The sequence below is a fragment of the Bacillus sp. FSL R9-9497 genome (genome assembly GCF_038005805.1).
In the GTDB taxonomy this organism is placed as follows: Bacteria; Bacillota; Bacilli; order Bacillales; family Bacillaceae_G; genus Bacillus_A; species Bacillus_A cereus.
The window spans coordinates 554,760-573,723 of record NZ_JBBOTY010000002.1; the positions used below are offsets into that span (position 1 = coordinate 554,760).

An 18,964-nucleotide genomic window follows, 5' to 3' on the forward strand; every position below is an offset into this window, starting at 1 on the left:
GTGACCCCATCGCCATCAAGCTAAGGTTTTGAAGTACCCACTAAATGAAATTTTTCTTTCTCTACAGTTAGTTATTTTGAGAAGTCATCTCATTTTTTCGTTTTTGATAAACTCTGAATGTTTAAATTTATTTGCATAGGTTACCGCCACATCGCTATCAATCTAAGGTTTCGCACTATCCATAAAGAAAAAAAGACGTTATCCTTTTTGTAGGATTATAGGAAAGGATGGCGTTTTTTTATGGATCTTCCGATTCTTGACGAACTTCAACCAATTGCTGAAGAATTGCAACGACATATGTCTCCCCATGTTCTAGAGCACTTAGCTAAAGAAATAGGATTCGTTCATCGAAAGAGTAAATATCAAGCAAAGGAATTAGTTGCTTTATGTGTATGGCTTAGCCAACAGGTTGCAAGTACATCACTCACACAATTATGTAGTTGTCTTGAAGTATCTACAGGTGTTCTTATCAGCCCTGAAGGGCTTAACCAACGATTTAATGCTTCCGCAGTACAGTTTCTTGAACAAGTTCTAGCTAACCTTCTAACTCAAAGAATTCATTCAACACAAGAAATAATTCATCAATATACCACGACTTTTAAGCACATTCGGATTCTAGATTCTACAACATTTCAGCTTCCAGATAAGTTTGCTTCACATTATCAAGGTTCGGGTGGAAGTAGCCATACGGCAGGAGTTAAAATTCAATTGGAGTATGACCTATTAAGCGGGAAGTTCCTGCACGTTTATGTAGGAGAAGGAAGAGAAAATGATAAAACCTTCGGTTCAACAAACCTACAAACCATTCAACCAAAAGACTTGTGCATAAGAGATTTAGGCTATTTCGACTTACATGACTTACAGAAGATCCATGATAAAGACGCTTACTATGTCTCACGTTTGAAATTAAATTCTCGAATCTATCGTAAGAATGATGAGCCAGAGTATTTTCGAAATGGAATCGCGAAGAAAAGAACACTCTATATTCAGTTAGATATGGAAGGACTCATGAATCAATTACTCCCTGGTCAAACAATGGAGATTTCAGAGGCATACATTGGACAGTATCAAAAATTACCAGCTCGTGTTATTATTCATCGATTAACAAAGGAACAAACAGACAAAAGGTTGAAAGAACAAGCTAAAAAAGAAAAAAAGAAAGGTATTACCTACAAAGAACGAAGTAAACGGTTGAGTGGAATCAACGTGTATATTACGAATCTTTCTATAGAAAATGTTCCAATGGAACATATCCATGACTTGTATTCATTACGCTGGCAAATTGAAATTTTGTTTAAAACATGGAAGTCATTCTTTCAAATTCACAAGTGCAAAGAAATTAAGAGAGAACGCTTAGAATGCCACTTATATGGACAACTCATTAGTATTTTACTCTGTTCATCAACGATGTTTCAAATGCGTCAGTTACTCTTGGATAAAAAAAAGAAAGAGTTAAGTGAATATAAATCCATCTATATGATAAAGAATTATTATCTGTTGTTTTATGAAGGATTACAAAAGGACACCCATGAATTATTAAAAATTTTACTGCGTTTGTTTTTTCTTTTAGAGAAAAACGGGCGAAAATCTCACCGGTACGAAAAGAAAACAGTCTTTGATATCTTAGGTGTTGTGTATGATTGCACGTTGTCTCAAAGTTTCAAAGTTGCATAATATTTTTTAAAACATCTATTTAATAGGTTTATTTGCTATGCATATCTTTAGTATAGTCGTAGAGATTTAAAGAAATAACACTCACATATATCCTCTTGGCATCCTTAGCTTGATGGTGATGTGGTGCTACCCCATTGCTATCAAGCTAAGAAAAGCACATACCCCAAAACGGAAAAATGACATGAATTCTTATAAATAACAGTAGAGATATGAATTTTTTGTATACTACCAATAATCAGACGTTATTTTAACTAATAATGTATAGGGTATACAAGATGAACAAATACATAACTTTTGATAAAATGGAATTATGAGGGAAAAGAAAGGGGAGTATTCCTGTCAGTAGGCGAAGTAATAGCTTTTGTAAAATGGAGATAAACTAAAAGAGATGGGGGTATTTATGTTTACTGTATTAGTTATGGGTGGAACAGAATTTGTTGGTAAATCAGTAGTCAAAGAACTCATTGTAAGAGGATTTCAAGTCGATTTTATTACACGAGGATTAAAGGTAGTTAATTTTGATGGATATCATGAACATATTATCTGTGATCGCCATAATCAAGAAATGTTAAAGAAATATTTAATGAATAAAGAATATGATTATGTCATTGATGTTTCTGCTTATACAAAAGAAGATGTAGAAATGTTGTTAAATAGTTTAAATCTAACAAGTTTAAAAAAATATATTTTGCTAAGTTCTGGTGCTGTTTACAATGATAATTATCAGGTGTTGACTGAAGAAACACCTAGAGGTTGGAATATAAACTGGAAAGAATATGGACTGCATAAAAAAGAAGCCGAGGATTATTTATTTGAAGAAAAAATTGTTCCCTTTGTTATCTTTAGACCTACATATATTTACGGTAAAGGAAATAACCTATATCGTGAAAATTATTTTTTGGATTGTGCATTTAATGAACAAAGCATTTTCTTACCAAAATTCTAAAAATGAAGAGCAATTTATCTATATCGATGACTTAAATAATATTTTAATCGCTGCTTTAACAAATGAAAAAGTTAATGGGAAGGCATTTAATGTCACTCATCCAGAAACAGTTACCTGGATAGAACTAACAAAAATATTCGAAAGAATTACTTCTAAAGAGATTACTGTTCAACAAATAGATGAAGAAATAATAACAGCCTTAAATCTAAGTGTAAGAGATTATTTCCCATTTAGAGATGTTCCTTATGTGATGGATATTTCTAAATTATGTGAACATGAACTACCTGTACCAAAAATTGATTTACTTCAAGGTTTGCAATACAGTTTATCTGCCTATGAAAAAGGAGCTTTTGATATGAAAGAACAGTTTCCTCATTTAGATGAACTAAAAGAAAAGATTTGTATTTTTGAATAGGAAGCATTATTTAAAAATTTGACATCTTGATGTATATTTGGAAGAAAGTCACGATGTTTCTAAAAAATACGCTATTCTTTCTGTAGAGTCATAGGAAAGGATGACGTATTTTTTCATTTTATGGGGTATTTTGTTTTTTAGATTAATAGAAATGGGATGGACCCCATTTCTATTAATCCAAGTAATTCACTTTTCTAGATTTAATTACTTTAAGTTCCTGGAGGCTAACCAAATCCCCTACCAGTAATCATACTCAAAAATAGGAGTTATTTTATGGTATAATATGGATGATTCAGAATAGTGATTTATATTAAGGGTGAAGGGGGAGTAGATTAGGATGAAAAAGCAAAGATTTTTAAAAAAACTATTAAGAAAAACCTTTTATATTGAACTAGATGATTCTCTTCATTATCCATCTCCTAAAACAATTTGTTCAGCTGTTGAAACCTATGCTATACAGTCTAAGGAGAAATTAAGGTTTGAAAGTAAAACAAAACCGATTACTTTTTATTTAGAAGATACATTGTATAGTGCAGATGTACGAATGGCCCGTGGAGGATATTATATATTTTGTCGAGAAGTATAGAGGGCTTGAGTTAATATGATTCTCTTTATTAGTTAAGCAAAATAAACAGACTAATTAGTACTAGTATCTAGGATTTATTTAGGACTTGCGCCATCAGTAACTTAATATTTTGAAGTATCACCCAAAACGATAAAAATGAACTTTTTTCTATAAATAACGTAAATTTTTCGTTTTGGGGGCTCTATAAAATTTTAGCTTGATAGCGATGAGGTACAGACCGCGAAACGGAAAAAACCACGCTAAGGATTTTTAAGCCATTTTAACGCTAATTTAAATTGTGTTGCGTTAACACCCATTTACATTAGTCTTTTTTAGTTTTGATGCAACATAAATGACATTGTGTTGTATTGGATGCTATAAGGAAATTGAAATACCACTTCTTAGCAAAAGAAAAAATAATAAAGAAGCCGAATTCCTTAACAGGTGGAATTCGGTTTCTTACTACGGATTGTCCACATTAAAAGATAATATATTTATATTTCGGATCGAAAGGTTTTACCTAACTGGTTACCAAGACCGAAATAATGACGAAAATTATATATAAGTGGGCTCCATTTATTTGGGTCAATATGATTTCCTTCAAGAATTATTTCCTTATGAGCATGTACATGTATAGCTTGTGTCTCAACAACTGCAAAATCAGGAGAGTAATCAGGAATTCGAATGTGTTTCACCCTTGCCTCAATTTGAATTGGACACTCCATAATTCGAGTAGGTTTTACCGATGTAGACTCAGTAGGTGTTAATCTACTAATATCATATTTTTCCTTTTCATATGTAAATCCATTCTTTTTCTTATAATCTGGAACGGGATTTTTCCCTGTATAGGGGGCTAATTGTTCAACATTCTCCCATAATGAAGGACTTGGAACATTGATTACACATTCAGGATGTCGTTCTAAATTTTCGATAGCTTTCCCGCCAAGTCCAATTCCTAATATAATACAATCTCCTAATGCCCATGATGATGACATAGGGCTAATGTTTACTGTTCCATCTTCATTTAGTGAATTTAATAAAATCACAGGAGTTCCATAGTATAGAATTTTAGGTTTAATAATTTCTGTGTTTGGAACCTGATCCATTTTTTTCATCTTTATTACTCCTCCTATTCATATGTTCTTCCTTATTTATTGTAGAATATAAACATTTCGATTATCATCGAAATATGGATTACATTAGGGGGAATTAAAATGAACGCAAATCCAAATGTAGCAATGATTGCTACTCTTGTGAGTGAATCTTCTCGTGCAGCAATATTAACTGTCTTATTAGATGGTAGATTCCATCCTGCAAGCGAATTAGCATATATGGCAGGAATCAAACCACAGACGGCTAGTTTCCATTTGACAAAAATGGTCGATGCAAATGTAGTTACAGTTGAGAAACAGGGGAGACATCGATATTATGGAATCCGAAATTCGGAAGTTGCTCAAGTTATGGAGTCATTTTTATCAATAGCTCCACCAATTGAAATTAAATCATTAAAACAGGCTTCGGAAGATAAAGCGATGCGTTTTGCAAGAACATGTTATGATCATCTTGCGGGGAATTTAGGAGTACAATTAACAGATTGTTTAATTAAAATGGGTGTTATTTATGAAGAAGAGGACGGGTTTACTGTTACCGAAAAAGGAGAGTCATTCTTTACAAATTTTCAAATTGATCTTGAAAAGATTAAGAAAAAACGTCGTTCATTCACACATAAATGTTTAGATTGGAGTGAAAGACGTCACCACCTTGCGGGAGCATTAGGAAATGCCCTACTAGAAAGACTATTAGAATTAAATTGGGTTCAACGTTTACCTAAAACAAGAGCAATAAAAATCACCTCTGACGGAAAAAAGGGACTAAAGGAAACATTTTTTTTTGATATTACAAACAACTAAGTTTTGTGTTGAAATTTGCTTAACGTGGGGTTTTTCTGAAATGCTGGCGGACCCCCTTTTAAAACTTTATTTTTTCGCAACCAAAGGACAAATAAAAAAAGGTCCTTAACAATTTGTTAAGGATTACGGAATAAAACCGCAATTTGGGTTAAAACCCAATCAGTTTGTAGAAAATAAATTGCAAGTATAGTAGCAATTGTATTCCCAAAAGCAATGTTTCAAATGAATTTTAACACACCTGTAACTGTAATAGTATCAACAAAATGTGGATTGAATTACAAATAGTGGTTACGAATATTGGAAAAGTTCAAAAATTAATTACATCTCATGAAGAAAAAGCATTAAGAAGAACTTGTAGCGATAAATTTTTAGAGGAAGCACCGATAGCGGGCGCTTTTTTCTTTGCTATATAAAATTTATATAATAATTGAGAAATTTACTAAGCAAACAATTGAACACTGTAACTCATCATCCATATCTCACATATAGATTCATAACTAAAATATTTAAAACAAACGTTTGTTTAATTCTCCTACACCAAATTTCTTCATCACATAAATAAAAAAATAAGAATACTCCATTTACATATATTCAAGAATTACAGTTAGTTATAACGTAAAACTCATTTTCTTATAGTTAATTAATCTTGAATATTTTTATACATGTTTCTGTAAGAATCCTACATTCTTCTCTATTTACCTATACTTACATTTTTTATAATTTATTATGGTATAGATATTGATTCAAAACATTTTATACAAAATGCATAAGTGGTATTTTTAGGGATTAATAGCTCGCTATAACATCTCATTTCTTTAATTCACAGAATTTTCAAAAATAAAATCTTAAAGAATTGCAATTTGCTGTATAATGGAATCAAACCATATATAAGATAGTTTCCCCGATATGAATAACCAGATATTTTATGTGTCCTGTGTATTGGCTGTAACCGCAAAAAGAACTTGTAGGATTCCTACAAGTTCTTTTTGCTTTTCTTATTGTATTTAGAGTAGGAACTTTTCAATATAGCAGAAAAAATAATGAAGTGTTTATCTCTAGTTTGCTAACTCAAGTTTGTATGTTTGAATTTTAATAGGTTTCATTAATAAAAATAGTTTAGACTATAGAATAAAACATTAGACTGTTAAAAAAATAAGCAAAAAGGGAAGAACCACCAATATTCTTCCCTTTTCGCCTTTAATTAGGGTTTCTATATTAATGAATATAGAAGATTATAAAATGTTGGATGCAACAGTTTACTCTTGAAATTATAGCAAAATTGACAGGTGTTTTTTATGCAATATTGCATAAAAAGATTATTGTTTATCAAAGATACTGTCTCATGATAGACGATTCTGATGCAAAAACTTAAGGACCAGAATCTGGAGAAGTATTACAAAGGGAAAATAAATAAGCGGTATACTGCGATGCAAAAATTTCTAGGGTAAATCGTATTTTTGATAATTAGCATAAGTAATCCCTTAAATAAAAAAATTCAGGTATGAGGGGGTATTTTTTGAGCCTTTGCCATATCTCAATAGGAAAGTATCAGTATATCGAGTTTACATTAATTCACAAACAAACCATGTATTGATACTAAAGTGAACATTGCTTATTATAAAATACAAAAGGGGGCTACTATTATGTACAACTCAAAAAAAAGAATCGCCATTATTGGAGCTGGTCCAGGTGGATTAACTCTTGCACGTATTTTGCAGCAAGCAGGATTTGAACCTTTGATTTACGAACGTGAATCTTCGTCAACTGAACGATCTCAAGGAGGAACGCTTGACTTGGAATTTCATACAGGTCAAAAAGCTCTACGAGTGGCTGGACTGATGAAAGAATTTGAAAAAGTTTGCCGTTATGAAGGACAGGAATTAAGGATTATGAATAAGAATGGTCACCTTCGCTATAAGAATGATTTCCAGGATAAAGAGGAAAATTCCAGACCCGAGATTGACCGAATGGATCTAAGAAATTTGCTATTAAATTCTCTACACCCCAATTCCGTTCAATGGGGCTATAAGTTAATTCAGGCTGTCCCTGTGGCAAATCATCAATATGAACTTCAATTCGAACATGGAGAAAAAGTTACTGTGGATCTTGTCATTGCAGCTGATGGTGCTTTCTCACGAATTAGACCTCTGGTAAGCAAGGCCAGTGCCAAATACTCTGGTATTAGCATGATTGAATTAAGTATAATGAATGTCGCTGACCAGCATCCAGACATTTTAAAATTTAATGGCAGTGGCTCTATGTTTGCAATGGGGGACAATAAAACACTTGTGGCTCAAGTAAACGGTGACGGTAGAATTCGCATCTATTTAGGGTTCCGAACGAGTTACAATTTTTTAGATGAATGTGGCATTCCCTTTCATGAACCAGAGAAGGCTAAAAAAGAATTGTTGGAATATTTCGATGATTGGTCGGACGATTTTAAAAAATATATTTTATGTGCGAATGGAGAAATAATCCCTAGAAGAATCTATATGCTCCCTGTGCATCACCGATGGGAAAATAGATTTGGAGTTACGCTTATCGGTGATGCCGCTCATTTAATGTCTCCTTTTGCTGGTGCTGGAGCAAATTTGGCCATGCTGGATGGCGCAGAACTAGCGCTGTCCATCATTAATCATTCTAATTTGAATGATGCAATTAAAATCTATGAAGACAAAATGTTTGCATACGCTGGAGAAATGGCAGCCATTACTCAAGCTAACTTAGATATGTTTTTCTCAGACCGTGCAGATGAAAAATTGAAGGAGGTTTTTCGTGATATCCATCATTGATACATTAAAATTTGCGCAGAAGAATTAGTAAAAATATTTTGTTAGTTGTAGAAAGTAGTATTTAGTAGAGAGACATAGCGTTTTATGTCACTCTACTTTTTTAAACATCTTTTGTAGATTTGAAATAAAGTTATGAAGTTTCGTATATAAACGTAAAATTACCTTGTGATAAAGCAAAATAAAAAATACAAGGAAACCATCGTATTTTTTATTACGATGGTTTTCTAAACGGATGAAAGCCCTAGTTAATTAAGGATGAAGAGGATATTGTAACATACATTTTGTATTACATAAAATATGCAAGTTTGATTAATAAAAATGGATGAGTTGATACTATTCAAATTGCCTTCTTTTTAAACGTTCAATCGCCTCACGTTTCTTCTCATTATTGATGTTCGTATAGATACTGGTCACCTCGACAGAAGTATGACCAAGTTGATCATGTAACAATACCAGATCCTTATTTTCTTTATAGTGATTTATAGCATAGGTATGGCGCATTTGATGAGGGCTATGCTTCTCATCAAATGCACTTAAATATTTATCACTTAACTTCTGTATAGCTCTAACAGTTAACTGCGTATATTTCCTTTTATAATTTGTTACGAAAAGTAAGTCTTCATCTTGAGGGCAGTTATATTGATTCTGGTGCAAAAACTTAAGGACCATTGCAATGAATCTATAAACCTTGGACATACTGATACTATTACTTTAGAAAGGGTGCGTGATTGGTGTGGAAAAGGAAAATGTATTCAAATGAAAGCATTCTCAGTCTTATTTTGTTAACGGTAAGATGGTACCTACGGTACAACCTCAGTTTTCGTGATTCAGTGGAAATAATGGAGGAACGGGGCTTATCTATTTCTTATATAACGATTATCCGTTGGATTCATCAGTACAGTTCTGAATTGGACAAACGAATCCGATATCACCTAAAAAAAATAAATGACTCCTGGAGAGTCGATGAAACCTATATCGAAGTAAAAGGTCAATGGAAGTATCTGTATTGTGCTGTTGATTTTAAAGAAAATACAATCGATTTTTACCTAAGCAAAACAAGAGACCTGAAGACTGCAAAGTGCTTTTAATCAAAATCAGATAATATTTAACAAACTTTGCAACAGAACCAAATTGTTTATTTATATAAAAAAATAGGAAATAATGATTCTAAATCATTGTTTCCATTTAAGAAGATTATTTGGCACTTTAAAATATGAATAGACAACATGTCAGCAACATAAAAAAACGATATAACAATACATGTAGTGGCCGACTTTTATTTCTTAGAAAGATTTTATAACGGTTTGGATAGATCCTGTTTCATGATTAAAACAAAATGAAATTTTAATACTAAATTATGTTTATAAAAAGAAAGTGAGGGGATTTTTACTATGGCGGAGCAAAAAAGCAGAAGTAGACATTTGATTGATCCAGAAATTATCAGGGCAGTTGATTTAATACCAACAAACGCACTTACCCAATCTACGCTAATGGAATCACGTAAGAATCAATCACAAATGATGCCACAAATAGATATAACACAGATGTTCCCTGTCACATTTGAAGAAAAGGTTGTGCCAAGTTATTTTGGTGGTCCGGATATTCGAATAGAAATCATTAAACCAACTCAATCAAAGTATTATAGGATGCCCTTATTTTATTCGATCCATGGTGGCGGAATGGTTTTAGGAAGCCCAGCCGTTGACCGTTCAAGCAATGCATCATTGGCTGTACAGCATGGTTTTTGTTGTGTATCTGTGTATTATCGCCTGGCACCTGAGCATATTCAGCCAAGTCAACTCGAGGATTGCTATTCAGGGCTAAAATGGTGTATTGAACATGCGGAGGAATTAGGAATAGATACGCAGAAAGTTGCTCTTGCGGGTAGCAGCGCTGGCGGCGGATTGGCAGCTGGATTAGCCCTATACATTCGTGATCAGAAGGAATTCGAAATCCATCATCTAAGACTAATAAGGCCAATGCTAGATGACCGTACGAGTATTGCACCAGAGCATCCCTATGCAGGGGAATTTATTTGGACAAAACAAAGTAATTATTTTGGCTGGAAATCCGTATTAGGGCATGAACTAGGTCTGGAGGAAGTAAGTGAATATTACGTACCTGCACGTGCAAAGTCATTGGCTGGGTTACCACCGACTTATATGAATATAGGTACCATTGATTTATTTATAGACGAAGCCTTAATATTTGCGAAACAACTGATTTTTGATGGTGTTTTAGTGGAATTACATGTCTACCCTGGGTACCATCATTTGTCTTCTATGTTTCCAGAGGCACATTTTTCAAAAGAAGATGCCAAGTCAAGAGAACACGCCTTACTGAAAGCACTGAAGTTAATTTGATATTAATGGTGAAAGTGGGTGCGGTTAGAGGAAGTTTAACAACATAGTTATTAAAATAGTAAATGAAAAGAGCACACAGATAATTATGCTCTTTAAAAAATAAATTTTTATGAGGGAAGAGTGTAAATTAAATAATAGAAATTATTCATTGTTTTTATAAAGAGAAGAGTTCATAGCAAACTCTTCTCTTTATTACGTTTCAAAAGGTACACCATTTGGTTCGCTTTTTATTATTACGTGTTCAAAGATATAGAGAGCATTTGATATGCCTATAAAAGTGTACCTTTATAAACAGTTTTGAGTTGTAGGTTAGTAACTAGAAACGAAATCAATTTTCTATTGACTTACAATTTGAATTTTCTTAAGGAATAAAAAGAGCCTATACTTCACTGAAGTATAGGGGGAGAGACAGAAATTAATCAGTTATTAATTTCGAATAGATACTTAAATCGATGAATTTTCCATTTGATTTTTCACTTTTTCTTAGCGTTCCTTCTAATGTAAATTTTAATTTTTTTAAAACACTTATGGAATTTAGATTTTCAGGTTCAACTTTTGCTTCAATGCGGTTTAGCTTTAAATTAGTAAATGCATAGTCTAATAAAGCGGAGATTGCTTCAGGTGCATATCCTTTGCCCCAAAATGCTTTTGAAATATCATAACCAATCTCAGTTTTAGAGTTTTCGAAATCTAAGAAATTATAACCACATGAACCAATGATTTGATTAGATTTTGCTTCGATAATAGTAAATCGGAGCGCTTTATTGCTTTGAGCCAGCTCGTTTAGAAATTTAATCATGTCTTTTGCTTGATCCTCAGTAGTGAAATTAATAATATTCATGAATTTCGTAACATCTGGATCAGACCATATTTTAAATAAGCTTAATGAATCGGATTCTTCTGTTTTTCTTAAATGTAATCTTTGTGTGTATAATTCTGTAATCAATACTTTTACCTCCATTATATTGGTGATGGGTAGATTAAAAATATTGATATCTGCGCATAATTCAGCCCTTTCTACTCTTAGTTATTTTTTATTATACATGAGAGAAATAGAGAGAGGGAATTATTTGATTTTTTATATCTACTTTGTTTCTTAATTGTTTTTTCCATTTAATAGCACAAGTGATTTCATTAAAATGAAAGGAGAAAATCTTTACCTTTACTTCAAATATCAGTACGTGATTGATCTTAGTAATAATAGAATAGTTATTTAAACTTTAGGGGAGGAACAATAATATGGCAAAAGTTCTAATGTTTAATTTTCCAGGAGAAGGACATATTAATCCGACAATTGCACTTGTCGAAGAACTAATAAAAAGAGGCGAGGAAGTTATTTACTATTGCGTAGAAAAGTATAGAAGTAAAATAGAGAATACAGGAGCTTTGTTTCGACCATATGAAAATTTCATATCACAAATAGACATGGTAAAAAGAATGAGTGGGCAAATAGATTCTCAAGAACTATTATTACACATGATAAAATCCATGGATAAAATAATAGAGATAATTTTAGAAGAAGTAAAAGAAGAAGAATACGATTATGTTATATATGATAATAATTTCGCTGTTGGATGGATCATAGCAGAAGTATTACAATTACCTAAAATTTCTTCATGTACAACATTTGCCATTACTAAAAAGATAGCTTCTACTCTTATGAAAAATCATGGAGAAGAAAATAAAAAATCCCCTTTATATCAGGAAGTCATGTGTATTTTGAAAAAATGGGAAGATATTTATGGAATTACTCTTAATGAAAAACAGAATGTGATGACATGCCCAGGGGATATTACAATTGTATATACATCAAAATTGTATCAACCAAATGTCGAAGAATTTGATGATTCTTATATATTTGTCGGGCCCTCTATTGCACAGCGTAAAGATGTAGATTCTTTTTCCTTAGAACAGGAAAAGGGAAACAAGCTGATTTTTATTTCTATGGGAACAGTATTTAATCAGCAACCCGACTTTTATTACACATGTTTTGAAGCATTTCGAGATAGCTCGGTTACTGTCATATTAACTATAGGGGAACAAAATAATATTAGTCAATTAGATAATATTCCTTCTAATTTTAAGTTATATAATTACGTTCCTCAATTAGATATTCTACAACAAACTGATCTATTTATTACACACGGGGGAATGAATAGTTCCAGTGAAAGCTTATATTTTGGTGTTCCTATGCTAGTTATTCCAGTTATGGGAGATCAGCCTATAGTTGCTCAAAGAATAGAAGAATTAGAAGCCGGAGTCCAGTTAGATCGTAATTTGCTTACTCCGGAAATATTACGTAATACAGCAATGCATGTGTTATCGAATGATATTTATATAAAAAATAGCCATAGAATTGGAGAATCTTTAAAAAATGCTGGAGGATATAACAAGGCAGCCGATGAAATTGAAACCTTTAAATTTAAAATGGGTATTAAGTAAAGCAAAACTACTGTGACTTTAAAAGTGAACTATGAAAATGATTTATACGGAGGGAACTAAAATGAAGATTTTAGAACAAAAATATCAAGAAACTAACTATCTACAATCTTATGAGAAAAGTCTAAAATTATGGCCAACCAGTTTTTTATCTTACTTTGTAGAAACATCTCAAGGGAAGACTCATATTATTGAAAGTGGTAATAAATTAGCACAACCTCTCGTATTACTCCATGGAGCAAAGATGAGCTCGACAATGTGGTATTCAAATATTTTACACTGGAGTAAACATTTTAGAATAATGTGTATTGATATTTTAGGAGATAAAAATAAAAGTGTTCCAAAAAAGGGCTTTACAGATCGCTTAAGTTACGCACTATGGTTAAAAGATGTATTACATACATTAGAAATTAATAGCACCAACATTGTAGGATTGTCATATGGTGCTTTGCATACTGTTAACTTCTTGACATTTTTTCCAGATAAGGTAAATAAGGCCGTAATAATGAGTCCTGCAGCAACGTATATTCCTTTTTATCCTTTGTTTTTTTCCTATGCTTCAGGAATGATGAATAGTAGGGAAGGGGTCGAGAAATTTTTAGAGTGGATTTTTGATAATCGATACACTATTCATCCATTTATTCAAGAACAATTGGTAGCAGGAATGATGTGGAATAATTCAGTGAAAAATGAAACTCCAACAGAACAGGGATTTCCATATATTTTTACGAATCAAGAGTTAGCCAAAATTCAAACGCCTATGCTGTTAATGTTAGGAGAGAATGAAGTAATGTATAACCCAATAGAAGCTTTCAAATGTGCTGAAAATTCATCACCCAATCTAACTGTAGAATTGGTGAAAGATGTAGGACATTTAATATCCATGGAGAATCCTCAATATATAAATGACCGTATTTTGGATTTTTTTAACAAATAGGACATCTCTAGTATCACATTGCAGATGTAGAATCCATAAAGTTAGTATCTACAACTACTTGAACACCACGTGTATGGTAACTGTCCTTGATGTGTTATCTCATGTAACTATGTCGTTTTTAACGTGGGAATTGGTTTGGATATAAACAGAAATATTGCGAGGATAGTAGTTAATGATTCAATGATTTTAAAAAAGGAATGAATCGACGAGTACTATTCATTTCTATGGTCAAAGGTACCTGCAATACATTTCCTTCAAGAAGGGGTTTATTTGCTAAAAAATTGTGGCTGAGGAATTTGTGGAGTATGTGGTGATTGGTATAAAAATTCTAACTAATAACCTATCAGTTTTATGTTGTTTATTGTTATTCAGTTAGTTTTATATCTTGCTTTTTACTTTATTCATTTTAAGCATTTTAATTTTTGGGATACTAGAAGTTGAATAATTACGAATAAATACGTTTGATTTATATTCTATTTTTTAGTTATTAAGCTAACTTATTATACAATAGTTCAATATTTTATTATGGACGGAACTCAAGTTAGGTTAGTCTAAATGAAACTGATGTTTGATTCTAAATTAAGTACATTTTGGGTACCGCCACATGCCCATCAAGCTAGTAAAATGAAACATTCCTCAAAAGAGAAAAATTGATATCTCTGGAGTAAAAATATACAATTTTTCTCTTTTGAGGAACATGATGAAAACATAGCTTGATGGCTATGGGAAGTATCCATATAGAAGGGCGTTTTAAAAAGGGTTAGCTAAATTTTATCCCCAAATTTAATTCTGAAATTGATGATAAAACGTTGATTATTTAATATAGGGTAATGTTTACAAATAATAAAGTTGGGTTTAAAATTTCTTTTTGTCTTTCGTGTACAATTCCTAGAATCACATAGTACCCCTAATAAAAGGAGAAAAGAAAGTTGAAATCATCCTTAGATAATATTCAAGAAAGTGAAAAATCACAAAATCAAGGGCAACCAATATGGAAATCCATGTCTATGTTTTTAGTTCCCTTGCTTTTAAGTAATATATTACAATCAGTTGGACAATTGTTTGGTATGGTAGTGGTAGGGCGATGGCTTGGTATGAATGATTTAGCTGCTATTTCAGCATTTTTCCCATTATTCTTTTTACTTGTATCATTTGTAATTGGGATTGGATCAGGTAGTTCGATTTTAATTGGTCAGGCATTTGGTGCCCGTAATGAAGATCGTTTAAAAGCTATCGTTGGTACGACGCTGACTTTTACCTTTATAATAGGAGCTATTTTGGCAGTGGTGGGAAGTATATTTGCCCTAAATATTATGCGCCTTATGGGTACGCCAGAAAATATAATTGATATGAGTGTGCATTATGCGCGTATTTTATTTATTTCTATGCCAGTTTTATTCTTATATTTTGCCTATACAACATTTATGCGAGGTACAGGAGATTCTAAAACACCATTTTATTTCTTAATTGTTAGTACAGCTTTAAATATGATTTTATTACCTATTCTAATTTTTGGCTGGCTAGGATTACCGAAGTTTGATGTGTATGGGGCCGCTTATGCTTCTGTTATCTCAACCATTGTAACATTTGTTGTTATGCTTATTTATTTAAAGAAGAAGAATCATCCACTGCAATTAGATGAGACAGTACGGAAATATCTTCGTATGGATTGGGATTTATTAAAACTATTATTACGCCTTGGGATTCCAGCGAGTATTAATATGATACTTATTTCGTTATCTGAGATTGCGGTAATCGCATTTGTGAATCGCTTCGGATCTGATGCGACTGCTGCATATGGGGTTGTGAACCAGGTTGCAAGTTATGTTCAGATGCCGGCAGTCAGTCTTGGAATTACAGTATCCATTTTCGCTGCACAATCCATTGGTGCGAATCAATTTAATCGATTACAGAAAGTTATTCGCGCTGGAATTGTTATGAACTATATAATTGGTGGAATATTAATCACTCTTATTTACTTGTTTTCAAGAGAAATCCTAGCGTTATTCTTAACGAGCCCGAATACAATCGAAATTGCACATAGTTTAGTGATGATTACACTTTGGAGTTACTTAATTTTTGGTCATGCTCAAATTATTGGTGCGACAATGCGAGCAAGTGGAACTGTACTATGGCCCACTGTTATCGGTGTCGTATCAATATGGCTTGTAGAAGTCCCAGTTGCTTATTACCTTTCTTATCATACAAATTTTGGTATAAAAGGAATATGGATTGGATATCCAGCTGCATTTATTGTGAGTTTACTTTTGCAATACGGATACTATAAACTTTCATGGCAGAAGAAACGAATTTCGCGACTTGTTAGTTAGAATAGAAGGTGAAAAATGAGGTTGTCCCATAAGTCAATTGTAGGGGTATGGAAACATTGTCATCAAGCTAACAAAACGGAGATACCTCAAAACGGGAATATCTCCGTTTTATATTTCCAACACAATTTTATCCTTTTAGAGAAGAATACATTTCTTAAATTGATGGTAATATGGTAAGTTGTGTTTTAAAAATAATGTTACGATGTTTATAAACAAGGTGCGATGAAAAATGAGATATGTTGATAGATTTCTTAATAATATTCATATAAAATACTATTTTGAATTTGATAAAACTGTGTTTCAAACTAACGATAAAATGTATTTTGAAGAAAGGAACATAGGATAACAAATGAAAGTAAACATTAACATCATTGAAAAACTTAAAGAAGAATCTTGTACTTTTTACGTTCATAAAGTTACATCTTTCATTCTAGATATGGTATCCACACTAGAGAATAGTTCTGATGATTATTTAATAGTAAATTCTATCCACAAAAATGAACAAGAAAAAATCTCTTGTTCAATTATTTATTATTTGGAATACCTTGAAAGAAAAGTGTTTATTTATACAAAAGAAAATATATTTGAGATGAAAAGTCCTTTATATAAATTGCAATATACACTTCCAGATAACTTTATTAGAATTTCAAAGACTACAATTGTCAATATCCATTTTTTAAATAAATTCTCGGCTAAGACGAGTGGAAATCTAGAGGCACTGCTTTCAAATGGCGAAAATTTAATTGTATCAAGAAAATATGTTTCTTCTTTAAAAAAAAAGTTAAAACAGTATTCTAAATAACCACATATGTATTGATTTTTACCACTTATGTTTAAACGTATTTCTTTATATCTCCTTTAATGTAAATATTAATAAAAACAAAGGAGGAGATACAATGATTAAAGAAGTGCTTATAAGAACTCCATTATGGGTATGGATATTATTATTTATTTTAATAAAAAGAGGTATTGCTATTTCTCAAGAAAGACCGATTAATTTGTCTAAAATGTTTCTTGTTCCTGTGATTTTTATGATGTGGGGTTTGGAGAAAATTATTAATAAATTTTCTCACCTAGGGTATTGTTTAATAAGCTATACTATTTTCATTCTTCCAGGCATTTTAATTGGATATTTGTTATATAAAAAATATCAAATTTATTTTAAACAAGACACAGTTATTTTTAGAAAGAAATGTTATTTGCCATTAATAATTATTTTGATTAACTTTTTTGTGAAATATCTTTTAAATGTAACTTTAGAAGTATCTTTATCATTTTATGATGATATTGCATTTAATGTAATGTATTCTGCTATAAGTGGATTGTCTGTAGGTTTATTTTTTGGAGGAATCTTATATACATTTTATATGCAATCAAAATTAAAGAATATTACCTTACAGTCATAAAAAAATACGAAAGGAAAAAAATATTGAAATTAAAAGAACGACTATATAAAGGCTTAGGAACGGGATCATTTATATATATGATAGTTTTACTATCGAGAAACAATAGTACCTTTATTACAAAAACTGAAATAATAAGTGTTCTGTTAATTTCTGCTTGTGCAGGTATTTTCACATTTATTTTTGATGTTGAAAGAATAAGCTATGTATTTGCTTTAGTAATTCATTTTTTCATAATGATTTTAGTTATTTTTCTTATATCTATATATAACCATTGGATAGCAACCTTTCCAACTGTTGATTTTTTCGAAAGTATAGTTTTGATATATGCATTTTCTTGGCTTATATCCTATTTAAATACAAAAAAAGATGCTAAAGAATTAAATATGTTACTAAAAAACAATAAGAGTATTTAAAATGTTCTTCTAGGCGTCTCGTCGCATCGTTATCAAGCTAAAAAAAACAGTTATCCCAAAACAATAAAAAGTAAAACGCATAAAATATCCGTTTTTAAGGTATTTGCTTTTCTTAACTCGATGGCTATGTGGCGAGACTATCCATTACAAGAATCTATTAAATTCATTTATAAAAAAGTACCCCTAGATTTATAATCTGTACCCTTTGTAAAGGACATTTTGAAAAAAGTTAGGCAACATCAAGAAGATGATTTCTGTATCCAACAGGAGTCATCTTTTTTAAATTCCATTGATATCTATAATGATTATAATACGTCATATATTTCTTAATCTCTTGTTTCAATTCATTAAAGGACACGCAAGGTTTTATATGAGCTTCATCTTTCAGATGACCAAAAAATGATTCTTGTGGGGCGTTATCCCAACAGTTTCCTCTTCTTGACATGGATTGTCCAAGGTTTAGCTTTTTAACTAGCTTTTGATAGGTAGGGCTTGTGTAGTGGGATCCTTGATCTGAATGAATATAAGCACCGTCAGTCAATCGAATCCGCGGATTCCTTTTTAGTTTATGGAGAGTTGTCGTTACGAGCTCTAACGTCATCTGTTCTGAAACATGGTAAGCTAAAATTTCATTAGTTGAGCCGTCTAAAATTGTAGATAAATAGGCCCTTTGATTCTTACCGTAAACTAAATAGGTGATATCTGTAAGAAGTGTTTTCCCTGGGGTATTTTGTTTAAATTCCCGATTTAATTGATTCGGTACTATTCGATGTT

General features: G+C 31.8%; 16 protein-coding genes and 2 pseudogenes. 14 read left to right on the forward strand and 4 right to left on the reverse strand.

Going from position 1 to position 18,964, the window contains the following annotated elements:
- Nucleotides 1-240 precede the first annotated feature (240 nt).
- The 4 genes from MKY21_RS30165 to MKY21_RS30180 all read left to right on the forward strand — a co-directional run bounded on the left by MKY21_RS30165 (nucleotide 241) and on the right by MKY21_RS30180 (nucleotide 3,621).
- On the forward strand, nucleotides 241-1,674 hold the full coding sequence (locus MKY21_RS30165) for an IS4 family transposase (protein WP_341078440.1): 1,434 nt from the start codon (nucleotides 241-243) through the stop codon (nucleotides 1,672-1,674).
- A 400-nt stretch (nucleotides 1,675-2,074) separates the two neighbouring features.
- On the forward strand, nucleotides 2,075-2,620 hold the full coding sequence (locus MKY21_RS30170) for an NAD-dependent epimerase/dehydratase family protein (protein WP_341078443.1): 546 nt from the start codon (nucleotides 2,075-2,077) through the stop codon (nucleotides 2,618-2,620).
- Complete coding sequence (locus tag MKY21_RS30175) at nucleotides 2,589-3,035, forward strand: hypothetical protein (RefSeq protein WP_341078445.1); 447 nt, start codon at nucleotides 2,589-2,591, stop codon at nucleotides 3,033-3,035. The genes MKY21_RS30170 and MKY21_RS30175 overlap by 32 nt, the downstream gene beginning before the upstream one ends.
- 331 nt (nucleotides 3,036-3,366) lie before the next feature.
- Nucleotides 3,367-3,621, forward strand: coding sequence for a DUF4318 domain-containing protein (locus MKY21_RS30180; RefSeq protein ID WP_153019811.1), 255 nt, complete (start codon nucleotides 3,367-3,369; stop codon nucleotides 3,619-3,621).
- 473 nt (nucleotides 3,622-4,094) lie between these two features.
- Here MKY21_RS30180 and MKY21_RS30185 read toward each other — a convergent pair whose 3' ends face one another.
- Nucleotides 4,095-4,715 (reverse strand): flavin reductase family protein, encoded by a 621-nt coding sequence (locus tag MKY21_RS30185; protein WP_106102825.1) that lies wholly within the window; start codon nucleotides 4,713-4,715, stop codon nucleotides 4,095-4,097.
- A 99-nt stretch (nucleotides 4,716-4,814) separates the two neighbouring features.
- Here MKY21_RS30185 and MKY21_RS30190 point away from each other — a divergent pair, with 99 nt between their 5' ends.
- Together MKY21_RS30190 and MKY21_RS30195 are read left to right on the forward strand one after the other, a co-directional pair.
- Nucleotides 4,815-5,510, forward strand: a complete 696-nt coding sequence (locus tag MKY21_RS30190) for an ArsR/SmtB family transcription factor (protein ID WP_341078449.1) — start codon at nucleotides 4,815-4,817, stop codon at nucleotides 5,508-5,510.
- Nucleotides 5,511-7,153: 1,643 nt separating this feature from the next.
- Nucleotides 7,154-8,302, forward strand: coding sequence for an FAD-dependent oxidoreductase (locus tag MKY21_RS30195; protein WP_098472657.1), 1,149 nt, complete (start codon nucleotides 7,154-7,156; stop codon nucleotides 8,300-8,302).
- Nucleotides 8,303-8,635: 333 nt separating this feature from the next.
- Here the strand turns inward: MKY21_RS30195 and MKY21_RS30200 are convergent.
- Nucleotides 8,636-8,947 (reverse strand): annotated as a pseudogene (locus MKY21_RS30200) (tyrosine-type recombinase/integrase); the annotation flags it as partial.
- A gap of 88 nt (nucleotides 8,948-9,035) precedes the next feature.
- Here MKY21_RS30200 and MKY21_RS30205 point away from each other — a divergent pair.
- Together MKY21_RS30205 and MKY21_RS30210 are read left to right on the forward strand one after the other, a co-directional pair.
- A pseudogene (locus MKY21_RS30205) lies at nucleotides 9,036-9,387 on the forward strand (IS6 family transposase); the annotation flags it as partial.
- Nucleotides 9,388-9,693: 306 nt separating this feature from the next.
- Entirely contained in the window at nucleotides 9,694-10,665 is a 972-nt protein-coding gene (locus MKY21_RS30210; RefSeq protein WP_000840477.1) for an alpha/beta hydrolase fold domain-containing protein, read from the forward strand.
- Between the two features lie 415 nt (nucleotides 10,666-11,080).
- Here the strand turns inward: MKY21_RS30210 and MKY21_RS30215 are convergent, their stop codons facing one another.
- Nucleotides 11,081-11,611, reverse strand: coding sequence for a GNAT family N-acetyltransferase (locus tag MKY21_RS30215; RefSeq protein ID WP_000627284.1), 531 nt, complete (start codon nucleotides 11,609-11,611; stop codon nucleotides 11,081-11,083).
- A gap of 293 nt (nucleotides 11,612-11,904) precedes the next feature.
- Between MKY21_RS30215 and MKY21_RS30220 the strand changes: the two genes are divergently transcribed.
- The 6 genes from MKY21_RS30220 to MKY21_RS30245 all read left to right on the forward strand — a co-directional run bounded on the left by MKY21_RS30220 (nucleotide 11,905) and on the right by MKY21_RS30245 (nucleotide 18,190).
- Nucleotides 11,905-13,107, forward strand: a complete 1,203-nt coding sequence (locus MKY21_RS30220) for a macrolide family glycosyltransferase (RefSeq protein WP_088361292.1) — start codon at nucleotides 11,905-11,907, stop codon at nucleotides 13,105-13,107.
- A gap of 61 nt (nucleotides 13,108-13,168) precedes the next feature.
- A complete protein-coding gene (locus MKY21_RS30225) occupies nucleotides 13,169-14,041 on the forward strand; it encodes an alpha/beta fold hydrolase (protein ID WP_098472660.1) in 873 nt (290 codons plus the stop codon).
- Between the two features lie 1,001 nt (nucleotides 14,042-15,042).
- The gene (locus tag MKY21_RS30230; protein ID WP_254241636.1) at nucleotides 15,043-16,371 is read left to right on the forward strand and encodes an MATE family efflux transporter; all 1,329 of its coding nucleotides are present in this window, start codon (nucleotides 15,043-15,045) and stop codon (nucleotides 16,369-16,371) included.
- Nucleotides 16,372-16,720: 349 nt separating this feature from the next.
- Nucleotides 16,721-17,173 (forward strand): LytTR family DNA-binding domain-containing protein, encoded by a 453-nt coding sequence (locus MKY21_RS30235; RefSeq protein ID WP_047387505.1) that lies wholly within the window; start codon nucleotides 16,721-16,723, stop codon nucleotides 17,171-17,173.
- A gap of 94 nt (nucleotides 17,174-17,267) precedes the next feature.
- Complete coding sequence (locus MKY21_RS30240; RefSeq protein ID WP_341078465.1) at nucleotides 17,268-17,777, forward strand: hypothetical protein; 510 nt, start codon at nucleotides 17,268-17,270, stop codon at nucleotides 17,775-17,777.
- A gap of 23 nt (nucleotides 17,778-17,800) precedes the next feature.
- Nucleotides 17,801-18,190, forward strand: a complete 390-nt coding sequence (locus MKY21_RS30245; RefSeq protein WP_087947940.1) for a DUF3021 domain-containing protein — start codon at nucleotides 17,801-17,803, stop codon at nucleotides 18,188-18,190.
- 229 nt (nucleotides 18,191-18,419) lie between these two features.
- Here the strand turns inward: MKY21_RS30245 and MKY21_RS30250 are convergent.
- A partial coding sequence (locus MKY21_RS30250; RefSeq protein ID WP_341078468.1) for an IS3 family transposase occupies nucleotides 18,420-18,964 on the reverse strand: 545 nt, incomplete at its 5' end.

What these genes read in the sequence shown, in the direction of transcription:
- MKY21_RS30230 (WP_254241636.1), top strand. Translation starts at nt 15,043, where the DNA reads ATGTCTATGTTTTTAGTTCCCTTGCTTTTAAGTAATATATTACAATCA.
- MKY21_RS30225 (WP_098472660.1), top strand. Translation starts at nt 13,169, where the DNA reads ATGAAGATTTTAGAACAAAAATATCAAGAAACTAACTATCTACAATCT.
- MKY21_RS30220 (WP_088361292.1), top strand. Translation starts at nt 11,905, where the DNA reads ATGGCAAAAGTTCTAATGTTTAATTTTCCAGGAGAAGGACATATTAAT.
- MKY21_RS30240 (WP_341078465.1), top strand. Translation starts at nt 17,268, where the DNA reads ATGATTAAAGAAGTGCTTATAAGAACTCCATTATGGGTATGGATATTA.
- MKY21_RS30175 (WP_341078445.1), top strand. Translation starts at nt 2,589, where the DNA reads ATGAACAAAGCATTTTCTTACCAAAATTCTAAAAATGAAGAGCAATTT.
- MKY21_RS30235 (WP_047387505.1), top strand. Translation starts at nt 16,721, where the DNA reads ATGAAAGTAAACATTAACATCATTGAAAAACTTAAAGAAGAATCTTGT.
- MKY21_RS30210 (WP_000840477.1), top strand. Translation starts at nt 9,694, where the DNA reads ATGGCGGAGCAAAAAAGCAGAAGTAGACATTTGATTGATCCAGAAATT.
- MKY21_RS30165 (WP_341078440.1), top strand. Translation starts at nt 241, where the DNA reads ATGGATCTTCCGATTCTTGACGAACTTCAACCAATTGCTGAAGAATTG.
- MKY21_RS30195 (WP_098472657.1), top strand. Translation starts at nt 7,154, where the DNA reads ATGTACAACTCAAAAAAAAGAATCGCCATTATTGGAGCTGGTCCAGGT.
- MKY21_RS30190 (WP_341078449.1), top strand. Translation starts at nt 4,815, where the DNA reads ATGAACGCAAATCCAAATGTAGCAATGATTGCTACTCTTGTGAGTGAA.
- MKY21_RS30170 (WP_341078443.1), top strand. Translation starts at nt 2,075, where the DNA reads ATGTTTACTGTATTAGTTATGGGTGGAACAGAATTTGTTGGTAAATCA.
- MKY21_RS30185 (WP_106102825.1), bottom strand. Translation starts at nt 4,715, where the DNA reads ATGAAAAAAATGGATCAGGTTCCAAACACAGAAATTATTAAACCTAAA.